This window comes from Winogradskyella ludwigii (assembly GCF_013403985.1).
Classification (GTDB): Bacteria; Bacteroidota; Bacteroidia; order Flavobacteriales; family Flavobacteriaceae; genus Winogradskyella; species Winogradskyella ludwigii.
This window is the reverse complement of the sequence record NZ_JABFDF010000008.1, coordinates 162,260-177,247: the sequence shown is the minus strand read 5'-3', so window position 1 is coordinate 177,247 and position 14,988 is coordinate 162,260. Positions and strand designations below refer to the sequence as shown.

13 protein-coding genes are annotated in these 14,988 nt (G+C 32.8%); 11 read left to right on the top strand and 2 right to left on the bottom strand.

The features are described 5' to 3' along the window. The first annotated feature begins 121 nt into the window (after window positions 1–121). The 9 genes from porU (at window position 122) to HM981_RS16940 (ending at window position 11,762) form a co-directional block, all read left to right on the top strand. Window positions 122–3,988, top strand: a complete 3,867-nt coding sequence (porU, locus tag HM981_RS16980; RefSeq protein ID WP_179339995.1) for a type IX secretion system sortase PorU — start codon at window positions 122–124, stop codon at window positions 3,986–3,988. Window positions 3,989–4,145: 157 nt separating this feature from the next. Then, complete coding sequence (gene porV, locus HM981_RS16975; protein ID WP_179339994.1) at window positions 4,146–5,405, top strand: type IX secretion system outer membrane channel protein PorV; 1,260 nt, start codon at window positions 4,146–4,148, stop codon at window positions 5,403–5,405. An 81-nt stretch (window positions 5,406–5,486) separates the two neighbouring features. Beyond that, a complete protein-coding gene (gene cdd, locus HM981_RS16970) occupies window positions 5,487–5,969 on the top strand; it encodes a cytidine deaminase (RefSeq protein ID WP_179339993.1) in 483 nt (160 codons plus the stop codon). A 113-nt stretch (window positions 5,970–6,082) separates the two neighbouring features. Next, the gene (gene pdhA, locus HM981_RS16965; RefSeq protein WP_179339992.1) at window positions 6,083–7,084 is read left to right on the top strand and encodes a pyruvate dehydrogenase (acetyl-transferring) E1 component subunit alpha; all 1,002 of its coding nucleotides are present in this window, start codon (window positions 6,083–6,085) and stop codon (window positions 7,082–7,084) included. A 3-nt stretch (window positions 7,085–7,087) separates the two neighbouring features. Further along, window positions 7,088–8,707, top strand: coding sequence for a pyruvate dehydrogenase complex dihydrolipoamide acetyltransferase (locus HM981_RS16960; protein ID WP_179339991.1), 1,620 nt, complete (start codon window positions 7,088–7,090; stop codon window positions 8,705–8,707). Between the two features lie 131 nt (window positions 8,708–8,838). Then, window positions 8,839–9,573, top strand: a complete 735-nt coding sequence (locus tag HM981_RS16955; RefSeq protein ID WP_179339990.1) for a hypothetical protein — start codon at window positions 8,839–8,841, stop codon at window positions 9,571–9,573. A gap of 81 nt (window positions 9,574–9,654) precedes the next feature. Continuing rightward, entirely contained in the window at window positions 9,655–10,650 is a 996-nt protein-coding gene (locus HM981_RS16950; RefSeq protein ID WP_246286344.1) for a M28 family metallopeptidase, read from the top strand. Beyond that, window positions 10,643–11,326, top strand: a complete 684-nt coding sequence (locus HM981_RS16945) for an SDR family NAD(P)-dependent oxidoreductase (protein ID WP_179339989.1) — start codon at window positions 10,643–10,645, stop codon at window positions 11,324–11,326. Before HM981_RS16950 ends, HM981_RS16945 begins: the two co-directional genes overlap by 8 nt. Before the next feature lie 166 nt (window positions 11,327–11,492). Beyond that, window positions 11,493–11,762 (top strand): hypothetical protein, encoded by a 270-nt coding sequence (locus HM981_RS16940; protein WP_246286342.1) that lies wholly within the window; start codon window positions 11,493–11,495, stop codon window positions 11,760–11,762. A 9-nt stretch (window positions 11,763–11,771) separates the two neighbouring features. Here HM981_RS16940 and HM981_RS16935 read toward each other — a convergent pair whose 3' ends face one another. Both HM981_RS16935 and HM981_RS16930 read right to left on the bottom strand, forming a co-directional pair. Then, window positions 11,772–12,068, bottom strand: coding sequence for a chaperone modulator CbpM (locus tag HM981_RS16935; protein ID WP_179339987.1), 297 nt, complete (start codon window positions 12,066–12,068; stop codon window positions 11,772–11,774). Between the two features lie 2 nt (window positions 12,069–12,070). Continuing rightward, window positions 12,071–12,967 carry a DnaJ C-terminal domain-containing protein gene (locus tag HM981_RS16930; protein ID WP_179339986.1) on the bottom strand — a complete coding sequence of 299 codons (897 nt, stop codon included), beginning with the start codon at window positions 12,965–12,967 and terminating at the stop codon, window positions 12,071–12,073. A 293-nt stretch (window positions 12,968–13,260) separates the two neighbouring features. On the opposite strand from HM981_RS16930, the gene HM981_RS16925 reads away from it, so the two are divergent. Together HM981_RS16925 and HM981_RS16920 are read left to right on the top strand one after the other, a co-directional pair. Next, a complete protein-coding gene (locus HM981_RS16925) occupies window positions 13,261–13,857 on the top strand; it encodes a SprT-like domain-containing protein (RefSeq protein WP_179339985.1) in 597 nt (198 codons plus the stop codon). Window positions 13,858–13,869: 12 nt separating this feature from the next. Next, entirely contained in the window at window positions 13,870–14,958 is a 1,089-nt protein-coding gene (locus HM981_RS16920) for a mannose-1-phosphate guanylyltransferase (RefSeq protein WP_179339984.1), read from the top strand. Window positions 14,959–14,988: the final 30 nt, after the last annotated feature.

Below are 14,988 nucleotides of genomic sequence, written 5' to 3'. Positions count from 1 at the left end.
ATAAAAATTACGTGGTCATAATATCGTGCTTCATTAGCCGTTATTGTATTGTGAATTATTTAAATATACAATTGACGGTATATTTATAATTTAACTAGAGACTCAAACTGAAAAGAAATAAATGAAAAATTGCTACTTAATCGCTCTACTCTTATTTACGATGCATTGTTTTGGGCAACAAAAACAATTTGATATAAACTGGGATGGATCTATTGTTTTAGAAACGGCTTATAATAAAATTGAAGTACCTTCTTTTGATGCGAATCATTTTGATTATAATGAAGAAGTTGGACTAACCTTTTTTGCACAATGGGATAGCAATGGAGGTCAAATAGATGAAAATTCAGTATCATTAACCAATGTGGTTTATGAAACCATTTCTAAAACCGAATTAAAAAATCTAAATCTAGAACTTATTCCAAGTTCACTAAATTATAAGTTATATAACACAAACGCTCGAGGTAAAAAAGGCCATTATTTTGAACTAAACCCTATTGTTAAGGATCGTAGTGTTTATAAAAAAATCACATCATTTACTATAAATTATAATGCATTCTCGGGTTTCGGTAGTAACGTAGTCATGGGAGTCAATGAAGTTACCAATTCAGTTTTAAGCTCAGGAGAATGGTATCGGTTTTATATTGAAGAGTCTGGTGTTTTTAAGTTGTCTAAAAGTTTTTTAGGTGGCTTAGGTATTAATACCAATTCAGTAAACCCACAAACAATTAAAATTTATGGTAACGGAGGAAGAATGTTGCCATTAGAGAATTCTGCTAATTATCCTTTTGATGTTGTAGAAAATGCAGTGAAGTTTGTTGGAGAGGAAGATGGTAGCTTTGATAATGCAGATTATATTCTTTTTTATGGTGAAGGTCCAAAAACCTATAGCGAAGAAAGCCAGACTAACTTAAACCTATATACAGATAAGACTTACTATTATGTAAATGTAAGTTCTGGTAATGGTAAACGTATTCAAAGTATGCCAACTATTAATGGTGCTGCTAATCTTGAAATTGATACGTTCCAAGACTATCAATTTTATGAAGTTGATGATTATAATATCTCAAAATTAGGTCGTCGTTGGTTTGGGGATGATTTTGATATTGAAAACCAACGTGTTTATGAATTTGATTTTCCAAATTTAGTAACCAGTATTCCTGTGGATTTTAGTATTGCCGTTGGTTCCGTTTCTGAAGTGCCAACAACTATGCAGGTTGATATTAATGGCACTCAAGTCGCTAATCTAAGTTTGGGGATTATTAGTCCTGGGGCGGTTTTAGGTACAGCTGTTTCATATAACCAACAACATACCATGACCTCTGAAACTATAACATTGACATTCGATTATAACAACAGTGGTAACCCTTCGGCAAACGCATATTTAGATTATATAAATATTGAAGCTACAAGAGGTTTAATATACGACGGGGATCAACTGGTTTTTAAAAATAACGATGTGGTTACGACTCCTGGAATAGCGCAATACAATTTAACTAGCGCTGCTAATGTTAAAGAAATATGGGATATAACAGATCGTTTTAATGTTAGTAATACCATAAACTCGGATAACGCTAGTACTTTCAGTTTTAAAGCACAATCAGGTGAGCAAAGAACTTATTTAGCATTTTCTAACTCAGATGTTTTTACACCTAAAACGGACTCGAGATCAGTTGTTTCTAATCAGAATTTAAAAGGTACAATCTTTACCAATGCTCAAGGAGATTTTGAAGATATAGATTACATTATACTAGCGCCATCGCAATTCATTACACAAGCGGAGCGCTTAGCTCAGATTAATAGAGATCAGTACGATTTAAATGTAAAGGTTGTTGATTTACAAACTATATATAACGAGTTTAGCACAGGCAGTCAAGATATCGCGGCTTTAAGAAATTTCATTAAATATGTATATGACAATGCAAGCACACCGAGCGAACGTTTAAAATACTTATGTTTGTTTGGTGATGGTTCTTACGATTATAAAGACAGGTTACAGAATAACACCAATTTAGTACCTACTTGGTACACTAATAATAGTTTTAGTTTAACGAGTTCATTTGTTTCGGATGATTATTTTGCAATGTTAGACGATAATGAAGGCGGTATGGCAATTTCTGACCGAATGGATATTGCTGTAGGTAGAATTTTAGCAGAAGATGTGCAACGTGCCACAGAAATGGTAGATAAAATTTATTCGTATTACCAGCCATCGTCTTATGGAAGCTGGAGAAACAATATTTTGCTTATTTCTGATGATGTAGATGAAGAATGGGAAAAGCGATTACAACTAGCAACGGATGATCTAGGAGTAACTTTAGAAGAAGAAAAACCATTTTTTAATGTTACTAAAATTCATTCAGATGCTTATGAGCAAGAGTCTTCATCTGCAGGAAATAGGTATCCTAAAGTTAATGATGCTATAAAAGATGCGATTGAGGTTGGAGCATTAGTTGTTAATTATTTTGGTCATGGTAGTGAAGATGGTATTGCTACAGAACGAATTTTTGATAAAATAGACTCACAAGAAGTAAATAATGTTTGTAAGTATAATTTATTTATAACTGTAACATGTGAGTATACTAAATTTGATGATCCAGAAAGAGATACAGCAGGTGAGTTTACTTTTTGGAACACAAATGGTGGTGCAATTGCTTTATTGACCACAACACGACAAATCATTGTTTCTGTTGGTGAATCTTTTAATAAAGTGCTCGATGATTATTTATTTGCATTTGAATCTAATGATTATGTATCAATGGGTGAAGCAATGCGATTAACAAAAACGGACAATAATATTGCAGGATCTAGCCAAAAAAGATTGGTATTTTATATTGGAGATCCAGCTATGAAATTAGCGATTCCTCAACCAAATATTGTATTAACCAAAGTAAATGACGTGCCAATTACACAATCTATAGAAACACTAAGTGCTTTAAGTTATACAAAGTTGGCAGGAGAAGTTGTAGATACTAATGGGAATTTAATATCAAATTACAATGGTGTGTTAACTGCGACGGTTTTTGATAAGCAAATTGAAAGACAAACCTTAGGTAACGATGGTGTAACGGATTCTAGTGGAGAACTTATTGTTATGGACTTCACAACATTAGGAGAAGTGTTATTTAAAGGTCAGGCAAGTGTTGTAAATGGATTATTTGAATTCGATTTTATAGTACCAAAAGATATTGGTATTCCTGTCGGAAATGGTAAAGTGAGTTTCTATGCAAAAACAGAGAATCCATTATCCGATCAAGCAGGATCAAATTTTGATATTACAATTGGAGGTATTAATGAAGATGCACCAGAGGATAATATTGGACCTGTCATTAATTTATTTATGAACGATGATAGTTTTGTATCTGGAGGTATTACAAACGAATCTCCAAACTTACTTGCTAAGCTTCAAGATGAAAACGGAATTAATACCGCAAGTGGAATTGGTCATGATATTACAGCTATCATTGATGGAGATGAAACCAATCCTATTGTTTTAAATAATTACTATCAAGCTAATGTAGATGATTACAAAAATGGCCTTGTAACCTATCCTTTTAGAGATTTAGAACCGGGTTTACATACACTGACTGTTAAGGCTTGGGATGTTTATAATAATTCTTCGACATCTGAAATTCAATTTACAGTTTTCGATGAAGATGAAGGACTAGTCATCACTAACGTTTTAAATTATCCAAATCCTTTTGTGAGTTATACAGAATTTTGGTTTAATCATAATAGTTCAGAGACTTTAGATATTTCTATACAGATTTTTACAGTTTCAGGTAAATTGGTAAGAACTTTAAATGGGCAAACAGGTGCAGATGAACTCTGTACTAGTAGTGCTTCGTCATTATCTAGAAGTATGGTTTGGGATGGAAGAGACGATTTTGGAGATAAAATTGGAAAAGGAGTCTATGTCTATAAACTAAAAGTTAAATCTGAGCGTTTAAATAAACAAGTTGAAAAAATTCAAAAGCTTGTGATTTTATAAATTGCGATATCTTTTATTGTTATATTTTTGATAATCAGAGTGTAACATTGTGGGTTTATATCAAAAAGCAAAAGTTTAAATCACTTCTTAAATAATAATTTATATTTGCTAACGAATTAGTACAGCTCAAGCCGTATTAATATTTCAAAAATTGAACATGAAAAAACATTTTATAACCGCTGTATCATTGGTAATGATTAATTTGGTTTGTAGTCAAGAAACGACACAAATTACTGCTAATAGTAACGACAGCCGTGTAATTACAACAGGTTTACCGTTTATGCTTATTTCTCCAGATGCAAGATCTGCTTCTATGGGAGATATGGGAGTTGCAACGTCAGTAGATGGCTTTTCGCAGCAATACAACCCAGCAAAATATGCGTTTTCAGAAACTAAACAAGGAGTTAGTTTAAGTTACACTCCTTATTTAACACGATTGGTAAATGATATTTCATTAAGTTATGTGACGTATTTTAATCGTTTAAACGATTACAGTGCGTTTTCAGCAAGTCTTAAGTATTTTTCACTTGGAGAAATTGTATTAACGCAAGATGCTAATGATCCTGGAACAGCGGTAAAACCTAATGAATTTGCAATAGATGCAGCCTATTCGTTACGATTAGGTGAGCAGTTTTCTATGGCTGTTGGTTTACGTTATATGCGCTCTGCTTTACGACTAGGTGCCGTAGATTCTAATGCTAACGCAGGTAGTACATTTGGAGCAGATATTACAGGATATTACCAAAGTGAGGAAGAAGCGTATAATGATTTTAATGGGCGTTGGAGAGCTGGTTTTGCTATCCAAAACTTAGGACCAAAGTTCACTTATGATGATGCAGGACAAGATGTATTTCAGCCAACCAATTTAAGACTTGGTGCTGGTTTCGATTTTATTTTCGATGAATATAATAAATTAGGTGTATCTGCAGAGGTTACTAAGTATTTAGTGCCAACACCTCCTATTTATGGAGATAAAATTGTGTTTACTGATGTTGATGAAGACGGAGTCTTTAATGAAGATGCTGGTGATTTTCAAACAGACGATCAGTTAGCTGCATCTGAAGATAATGTTATAATTGATGGTCAAAGTAATGATGTTAGTTTTTTAAATGGGGTATTTCAGTCATTTAGTGATGCACCAGGTGGTTTAAGTGAAGAGCTAAGAGAATTTACTTGGGCATTAGGAGCAGAATACACCTATCAAGATAGTTTTTCTTTCAGAACAGGTTATTTTAACGAAGCAGACGATAAAGGTGCTCGTAAGTTTTTCGCTCTTGGAGCAGGATTTAAATACACCACTGTAAATATTGATTTATCGTATTTGTTTTCAGCCTCAAAAATTCAGAGTCCATTAGAAAATACATTACGTTTTTCTTTAACCTTTAATTTTGGTGCTGGAGAATATGATGAATATTAAAATTTATTAGTAAATTTCGATATAAAAAAAACTATTGTTTAACAGAACAATAGTTTTTTTGTCTAAACTAATTTGCAAACCATGAAGGAAGTAAAAATAGAAACCATATTACAAGTCTTTACAGATGTTAATGAACTTTCTAAGGACATACAGAATTTAATGGCTACTGCAATAGAAGCAAGAGAGAATGCTTATGCGCCTTATTCTAAATTTAATGTAGGAGCCGCAATCTTGCTCGATAATAATGAAGTGGTTATAGGAAGTAATCAAGAAAATGCGTGCTATCCTTCAGGCTTATGTGCAGAACGTACAGCCATTTATTATGCTGGTGCTAAATATCCAAAAGCAAAGATTTTAAAGATGGCCATAACAGCATCTTCACAAAATCAATTAACAGACAAGCCCATTCCTCCATGCGGTGCCTGTAGGCAATCTATCGCAGAATACGAAATAAAACAAGACCAACCCATAGAATTGTACTTCATGGGAGCTGAAGGCAAGGTGATAAGATCAAATTCTCTAGCGAATTTATTGCCACTTCTTTTTGAAAATTCAGTGTTATAGGCTTTTCATTGCAAAAAAATCAGTAATCACTTCTTTTTTTTATGAGATAGTGTTTCTTCATTGTTGCCTAAAGTGTTATTTTTGTTAATTGATATTAAAGAACTCATCAAGAAATGCAAAAGATAACCAAAGAAGTTTACCTAAAGTGGTACGAAGACATGTTATTCTGGAGAAAGTTTGAAGACAAACTTGCTGCAGTATACATTCAACAAAAAGTTAGAGGATTCCTTCATTTATATAATGGACAAGAAGCTGTATTAGCAGGTGCTCTACATGCTATGGATTTAACTAAGGATAAAATGATAACGGCATACCGTAATCATGTTCAGCCAATAGGTATGGGAGTAGATCCTAAACGCGTCATGGCAGAATTATTTGGAAAAGCTACAGGAACGTCAATGGGTCTTGGTGGATCTATGCATATTTTCTCAAAAGAACACCGTTTTTATGGAGGTCACGGTATTGTAGGTGGTCAAATTCCATTAGGAGCAGGTATTGCTTTTGGAGATAAGTATCATGATAAAGATGCTGTAACTATTTGTTGCTTTGGTGATGGTGCTGCAAGACAAGGATCGTTACACGAAACCTTTAACTTAGCTATGCTTTGGAATTTACCAGTAGTATTTGTTTGTGAAAACAATGGTTATGCGATGGGAACTTCAGTAGCACGTACTGCAAACCATACAGATATTTGGAAACTAGGATTAGGTTATGATATGCCTTCTGGACCGGTAGATGGAATGAATCCGATTAAAGTTGCCGAGGCTTTTGATGAAGCTATTCAACGTGCAAGAAAAGGTGGTGGACCAACATTCTTAGAGGTTAAAACATACCGTTATAGAGGTCATTCAATGTCTGATGCACAACACTACAGAACAAAAGATGAGGTAGCTGAGTACAAAAAGATAGATCCAATTACACAAGTAAAAGATATTATTCTTGAAAACGAATATGCTTCTGAAGCAGATTTGAAAGCAATTGATAAGGATGTGAAAAAACGCGTTGCAGAATGTGAAAAATTTGCAGACGAATCTCCATATCCAGATAAAAACATCATGTACGATGTTGTATATGAGCAAGAAGACTATCCATTTATAGACCACAAAATTAAGTAAGCTATGGCAGAAGTAATTAACATGCCGCGTTTGAGCGACACAATGGAAGAAGGTACAGTTGCCACTTGGTTAAAAAGCGTTGGTGATAAAGTTGAAGAAGGTGATATTTTAGCAGAAATAGAAACTGATAAAGCAACGATGGAGTTCGAGTCTTTTAACGAAGGAACTTTACTTCATATTGGAATTCAAGAAGGTGAAACTGCAAAAGTAGATACCCTTTTAGCTATTATTGGTGAAGAAGGCGAAGATATTTCTAGTTACTTAAATGGAAGCGCATCAGAAGCATCTGAAGAAAAAATAGAAGATACTGAGAGTGCTGCTGAAGAATCTCAAGAAGCGGAATCTGCAAGTGAAGTTGAAATTCCAGAAGGTGTTACAGTGGTTACCATGCCGCGTTTAAGCGATACCATGGAAGAAGGAACTGTAGCTACTTGGTTAAAGAATATTGGAGATGAGGTTGAAGAAGGTGATATCTTAGCTGAAATCGAAACAGATAAAGCGACTATGGAATTTGAGTCTTTTCAATCTGGGAACTTATTATACATTGGTTTAAAAGAAGGTGAGTCTGCTAAAGTAGATTCATTATTAGCGATTATTGGTCCTAAAGGAACAGATGTTTCTGGGATTGCTAAAAACTTTAAAGCCGAAGGTGAAGAGGTTAAGAAAGAAGCTCCAAAAGCAGAAGTTAAAAAGGAAGCTCCAAAAGCTGAACCTAAAAAAGTAGAAGCAAAGAAAGAAGCACCAAAGGTTTCTAAGCCTACATCAACATCAGGACGCATTTTTGCATCTCCATTGGCTAAGAAAATGGCTGAAGAAAAAGGTGTAGATTTAAGTCAGGTTAAAGGTACTGGTGAAAATGGACGAATTGTAAAGAAAGATATTGAAAACTTTACACCAGCAGCACAATCAGCTTCGCTTGGAAAATTTGTACCAACAGGACAAGAAGATTTTGACGAAGTACCAAACTCAAATATGCGTAAAGCAATTGCTAAAAATTTAGCAAAATCTAAATTTACAGCACCACATTATTATTTAAATGTGGAATTTGATATGGAGAATGCTATAGCGTTTAGAGTACAGTATAATTCTATTCCTGATACTAAAATCTCATATAACGATATGATTGTAAAAGCTTGTGCTTTAGCTTTAAAACAGCATCCACAAGTTAACTCTCAATGGTTTGATGATAGAATGCAATTAAACAATCATGTTCATGTTGGTGTCGCAGTTGCAGTGCCAGATGGTTTATTAGTACCAGTAGTGAAATTTGCAAACGAGCAGAGTTTAACACAAATTGGTGGTGCAGTAAGAGAATTAGCAGGAAAAGCAAGAAATAAAAAGTTAGGTCTAGACGAAATGGAAGGTAGTACATTTACCATTTCTAACTTAGGTATGTTTGGTATTGATAGTTTTACGTCAATTATTAATCAACCTAATTCAGCTATTTTATCTGTTGGTAATATTGTTGAAAAGCCAGTAGTTAAAAACGGACAAATTGTAGTTGGTAACACTATGCAACTTTGTTTAGCTTGCGATCACAGAACAGTAGATGGAGCTACAGGAGCTCAATTCCTTCAAACATTAAAAGGGTATATTGAAAATCCGGTAACTATGTTAGTATAATACATGCTATGTAGTATAACGTATGTTTTTAAAGATAAAACCTGTTTCATGAATTTGAATCAGGTTTTTTTATTGTAAAAGCCATATTATAAGATTATTTTCGATGTTCAATTAAACTAAAAACTAATACCATGAAAAATTTAAAAGCAATCCTGTTAATTGCATGTCTTTCTCTATTGACTATTGGAAATGCGCAAAAGAAAAAAGTAGCTGTCGTATCATTTTATGCAGATAAAATGATAGATCTATCTGCTCTTGATGCTTCTGCAGATTTACTTGCAAAAAACTCAAACTTAAGTGATGATCCAGATTTTAACTTAACTGAGCCACTTAATAAATTGCACAAGGCTTTTTTAAGTGAATATATTGAGAATTTTGATTTTGAATTTATAGCAGAATCCGATGTGTTTTCTAATGAAAAGTATAAGACATTTAAACCTACTTATGAAGAACCCGGTAGTATTAATAAAGATATAGAATCAACGACATCTATCGAAGGTTATAATGTAATTCCTAATTACAGACAGAATGTTAAAGATTTAAAAGAAGTAGCTGAAGATTTAGGTGTGGATGCCATTATGTTTATTCATTTAGATTTTGGCTTTGTTAAAACCGGAGTTGGTAGTTTTGGATATGTTAGCATCCAAGCAAGGTTTAGCATGGATTTATACACTAAAGACAATAATAGTATCTTTCAATTTCATGAGGTCGCTGGATCATCTAAAAAAGCAGCTATGGTAAAAGGAATTCCTGTAATGAAAACAGATAAAATTCAGCCAATGTGTGAAAGTGCAGTAGATAAATTAATGAAAGATTTAAATAAAAAAGTAGCGCGTTTAGCAAAAAAAGCAAATAAAAAAATGTAATCTTTTATTCAAAATATTTTTTAAAACCTATATCATTAGTTTGGTGTAGGTTTTTTTATCTTTAAACCTTAATAATATAATATGATGAAGAAATTACTTTCAATACTTATAATAGCACTAGTTTGCTCATGTTCACTTGGTCAAAAAGGAAAAGATGGTGCACCTGGTAAACCTGCTGAAATTCTAAAACCTACCATCACAAAAGAAGCTATTAAAGCAAGTATGGAATATTTAGCTTCTGATGAATTAGAAGGTAGAGCAACAGGAAGCCAAGGTATAGAGAAAGCAGCCGTTTTTATCGAAAATTATTTTAAGACTAATAATATTCAACCTTATTTTGAAACGTATAGAGATTCATTCAAATTAGATAATGTAGATGGTTATAATATTGTTGGGATGATTGAAGGAAATGATCCTATACTAAAAAATGAATTTGTCATTTTAGGTGGTCATTATGATCATATAGGAAAAGGAAAAACTGTAGAAGGAGATTCTATTGCTAATGGCGCAAATGATGATGCTTCAGGAACTATTGCAGCTATGGAATTTGGAGCTTATTTTTCTAAGACCAAGACTAATAAACGTAGTATTTTAATTACGCTTTATGCAGCGGAAGAATTAGGTTTAAAAGGCTCTGGTCATCTAGCTACGCGTCTAAAAGCAAAAGGTATCAATGCGTATACTATGATAAATTTTGAAATGATTGGTGTGCCAAGAGATTCAACTGAGGTAATGGCTTACATGAGTGGTTACGAGCGTTCTAATTTTGGTGAGACTTTAAATAGATATGCAGGAGAAGAGGTTGTTGGTTTTTTTCCAGGAGCAAAAAAGATGAGTTTATTTTTTAGATCAGATAACTTTCCTTTCTTTAAAGAATTGAATATGCCTGCACATGCCATTTCTACTTTCGATTTTACCAATTTTGATTATTATCATCACGTAGATGATGAAGCCGATGAAATGGATTATGACCACATGGCCAATTTTATAAACAAGATGATTCCTGCTTTAGAAGGAATGATGAACGCAGCAACAAAAGAAGTGGTATTAAAAGAAGAAGTTTTAAAAGATGAGTAAAAATATAATTATTACAGGCACAAGTCGTGGAATTGGTTTTGAATTGGTTCATTTATTAGCCAATCAAGGTCATAATGTGTTAGCATTATCTCGTAATGCTAACCCTGTTTCTAACCTTCATTTTGATAATATTTCGTCATTTGCATTTGATTTATGTAATGAAGAAGATTACCAGAAAGTAGTAGACTTTGTAAAGAGTGAATGGAAGCACGTCGATATTTTAATTAATAATGCTGGTGCGATTATAAATAAGCCTTTTGCAGAAACTACATTTAAAGATTTTGAAAAAATATACCAAACAAATGTATTTGGTGTGTCAGAATTAACAAGAACCGTTTTGCCATTTATGAAAAGTGATGGACACGTTGTAACTATTAGTTCAATGGGTGGTATTCAGGGCAGTATGAAGTTCCCTGGATTATCTGCCTATAGTTCTAGCAAAGGAGCTGTAATAACCATGACAGAATTGTTAGCTGAAGAATATAAAGAAACAGGTCCGCAATTTAATGTATTAGCATTGGGAGCTGTGCAAACAGAAATGTTGGAAGAAGCTTTTCCTGGTTATATAGCAGGAACGACACCAAAAGAGATGGCAGAATATATTCAAAATTTTGCTTTAACCGGAAACAAGTATTATAATGGTAAAGTATTACAGGTCTCTAATTCTACTCCTTAATCGTTTGATTAATTACTAATTAATGAGTAATATAAGTTTACCGTATCACTTAATTATTGCAGGGCTAATCTTCAGTGTTATTTTAGCAGTGTTATTTTATAAGCGTAAAAAAATATTTAAATCAGGAAAGCTGAAATGGTTTTGGATAAGTTTTACTGTTTTTTGTATGATTTACCTAATTCTAGTTGGTGGAGCAGCTTATTCAGATATTTCTTCAAAATTAGCTTTACAACAATTTGATTTGAATGGAGACGGATTTTTCAATGGAAATGAAATTACATCGGAACAAAAGACAGCAATGACAAATGTGATTTCTGATACAAGTAGTACTTTAGTGATTTTTACAGGATTAATTTTTTCTGGAATGATTTCAGTTCTAATTTTTATAACAGGAAAAATATATGAATATATCAAACTGAAAAAGGGTAGTGCGTAAAGCCTTTTATTAGATGTCTTCAAACCTCCTCAATCTATTTTGTGTTGTTATCAATTCAGATTTTAAACTATCAATTTTATTTAAAAGATTAAAGACAGCATCAATACCTTCAAAATTTAATTGAAGTTCTTGGTGTAGACGAATCATTTTTTCGACATCTGCTATTTTATCTTGGTGAATGCAAAAGGTTTTTTTTACTGAAACAAATTCTATAAGTCCATAATCATTGAGTCCATTAAAAAAGGACATTTCTAATTGGTAATGTGTGCATAAACTTGTTATTGGTATAAGTTGAGTCTCTTTCATAACTATTGTAATTTTGCTAGTTCTTCAAAAAGTTCTTTTTGTTTATCAGATAGTTTTTTTGGCAGTTTAATAGTGTAAGTAATATACAAATCTCCAAATTCACCATCTTTTTTGTATTTAGGGAATCCTTTGCCTTTTAATTTTACACGTGTGTCGTTTTGCGTAAGTTCTTTTACGTTTAATTTTACTTTACCATCAAAAGTGTCAATGGTAACCTCTCCTCCAAGAACCGCTTTATATAGATCTAAATTAATGGTTTTGTAAAGATTAGCCCCATCACGTTTAAAATCGGTATTGTTTGTAATATTAAATTCAATTAATAAATCTCCGTTTGGTCCGCCATTTACACCTTCACCACCTTTACCTTTAATTTTAATAATTTGTCCGTTAGTGACTCCTGCAGGTATGGTCAATCTTATATTTTTTCCGTTTACGGTTAATACACGCTTTTCTGTAGTGTAAACATCTTTAAGGTTAAGCTGAAGTGTTGCATTGAAATCTTGACCTCTAAATCTTGCACTACTACGATTATTCCCATAGCTTCCGCCACCTCCAAACATAGATTCAAAGAAGTCAGAATACTCACCATTTCCAAAATCTTGAGATCCAGAAGTACGTTGATAGTTTTGTTGCGATTCACGATGTTCTCGTTGTGCCTGCTCGTGAGCTTCACCATGTTGCCAGTTTTCACCGTATTTATCGTATTTTTTTCGATTCTCCTCGTTACTCAATACCTCGTTGGCTTCGTTAATTTTCTTAAATTGTAATTCGGCCTCCTTGTCGTTAGGGTTTAAATCAGGATGGTGCTTTCGGGCTAATTTCCGATACGCTTTTTTTATGTCGTTTTTAGATGCATTTTTATCTACACCAAGTGTTTTATAATAGTCGATAAATGCCATAATTCTATGTTATAAACGTGTTTTTTATTCTGATTAAGTACCATTACTAAGTTACGAATTTTTTATGCCAAAATCAATAGTTTTCCTGTTAAGAATAATCTAAAAATAATAATTTTAAGAAGTGTAAAAATCTTGTTTTGAAGGGAATAAAGAATTGTGAGGATTTAAATTTAGATCTCGATTGTGTGTTCGTTATTCTAAATAAATATAAAATAATTTAAGAGTTAATTTGAAGTTTTGGATTCGTTGTAAAAGAATAGAAAAGTTATAATTTTACACTTATTTTTGTGATAATGGAAAGACCTCTTTTAAATTTTATTCCTACTGCGTCACAACCATTAGTTACTGAGCTTTTGGCTATTGATAACTTAATAGTGAAAGTGAAAAACGAGCGTAAAACGCGTCATGGTGATTATAGAGAATTACCAAATGGGAAGCATCAAATTACCGTAAATTCTAATTTGAATAGCTACAGGTTTTTAATAACCTTAATTCATGAAATTGCACATTTCGAAGCTTATAGAAAGTATGGTCGTTTTATAAAGCCACATGGAAAAGAATGGAAGCAGACATTTCAACACTTGATGTTGCCTTTTTTACATCCAGAAATTTTTCCATCAGAATTATTACCTTTATTAGCCAAACATTTTAAAAACCCAAAAGCCTCTAGCGATACCGATACAGAACTATCATTTGCTTTAAAGCAATTTAATGAAGACAACGATAAGACCTATGTTTTTGAAGTGCCATTGGATAAAACATTCAAGATTCACAACGGAAGAGTGTTTAAAAAGGGAAATAAAAGAAGAAAACGGTATGAATGTATGGAAGTTACAACAAGTAAATTATATTTGTTTAACCCAAATGCGGAAGTAGAGCTTATAGATTAATAAAAAGTAGAGATGAGTAGCAAAAAATCAAATTATTATGCCATACTTATGGCAGGTGGAGTTGGATCAAGGTTTTGGCCTGTAAGTACACAAGAATTTCCAAAGCAGTTTCACGATATGTTAGGAACTGGAGATACATTGATACAAAAAACATTTAACCGTTTAGCACGATTAATTCCAGAAGAAAATATATTTATTCTAACTAATGAACGTTATAACGATCTTGTGTTTGAGCAATTACCGAGCGTTACCAAACGACAGGTAGTTTTAGAACCAGCAATGCGAAACACAGCTCCTTGTATTTTGTATGCATCATTAAAAATTCAGAAAGAAAACGAAGATGCTGTAATGATAGTCGCTCCAAGTGATCATTGGATAGAAGATGAACAAGCATTTTCTGACAATGTAAAAACAGCGTTTGATTATTGCGAATCTAATGATGCTTTAATGACATTAGGTATTACTCCAACATTCCCAAATACAGGATATGGTTATATCGAATATGATAAAACAGCAACTACAGAAATTAAATCGGTAAACCAATTTAGGGAAAAACCAGATTATGAAACGGCAAAATCGTTTATAAGTCAAGGCAATTTTTTATGGAATGCTGGGATTTTTATGTGGAGTGTGAAATCTGTTGTTTCGGCTTTCAAAAATAATCAACCAAAATTGTTTCAATTGTTTGAAAGTGGATATAGCGTTTATAATACGGATCAAGAAGATGCTTTTATAAAAGATAATTACAAAAACGCAGAAAATATTTCTGTCGATTATGCTTTAATGGAAAAGAGTAATAATGTTTATGTGATTCCTGCAACCTTCGATTGGAATGATCTTGGTACCTGGGGAAGTCTATATGATAAATTAGATAAGGATAGCGATGCTAATGCAATTGTTAATGCTAAGACTTTATTAGAGGATTCTAGTGGAAATATGATACGCTCTAAGCAAGGTAAAGTTGTCGTTGTAGATGGTTTAAAAGACTATATCATTGTAGATAAAGAAGAAGTTTTACTTATCTATCCGAAGTCAAAAGAACAGGATATTAAAAAAGTACTTCAAAATGTAAAAGCGAAATTTGGAGAACATTACGGTTAAACGTTTTTGATTCCATTATATGTAGATCTG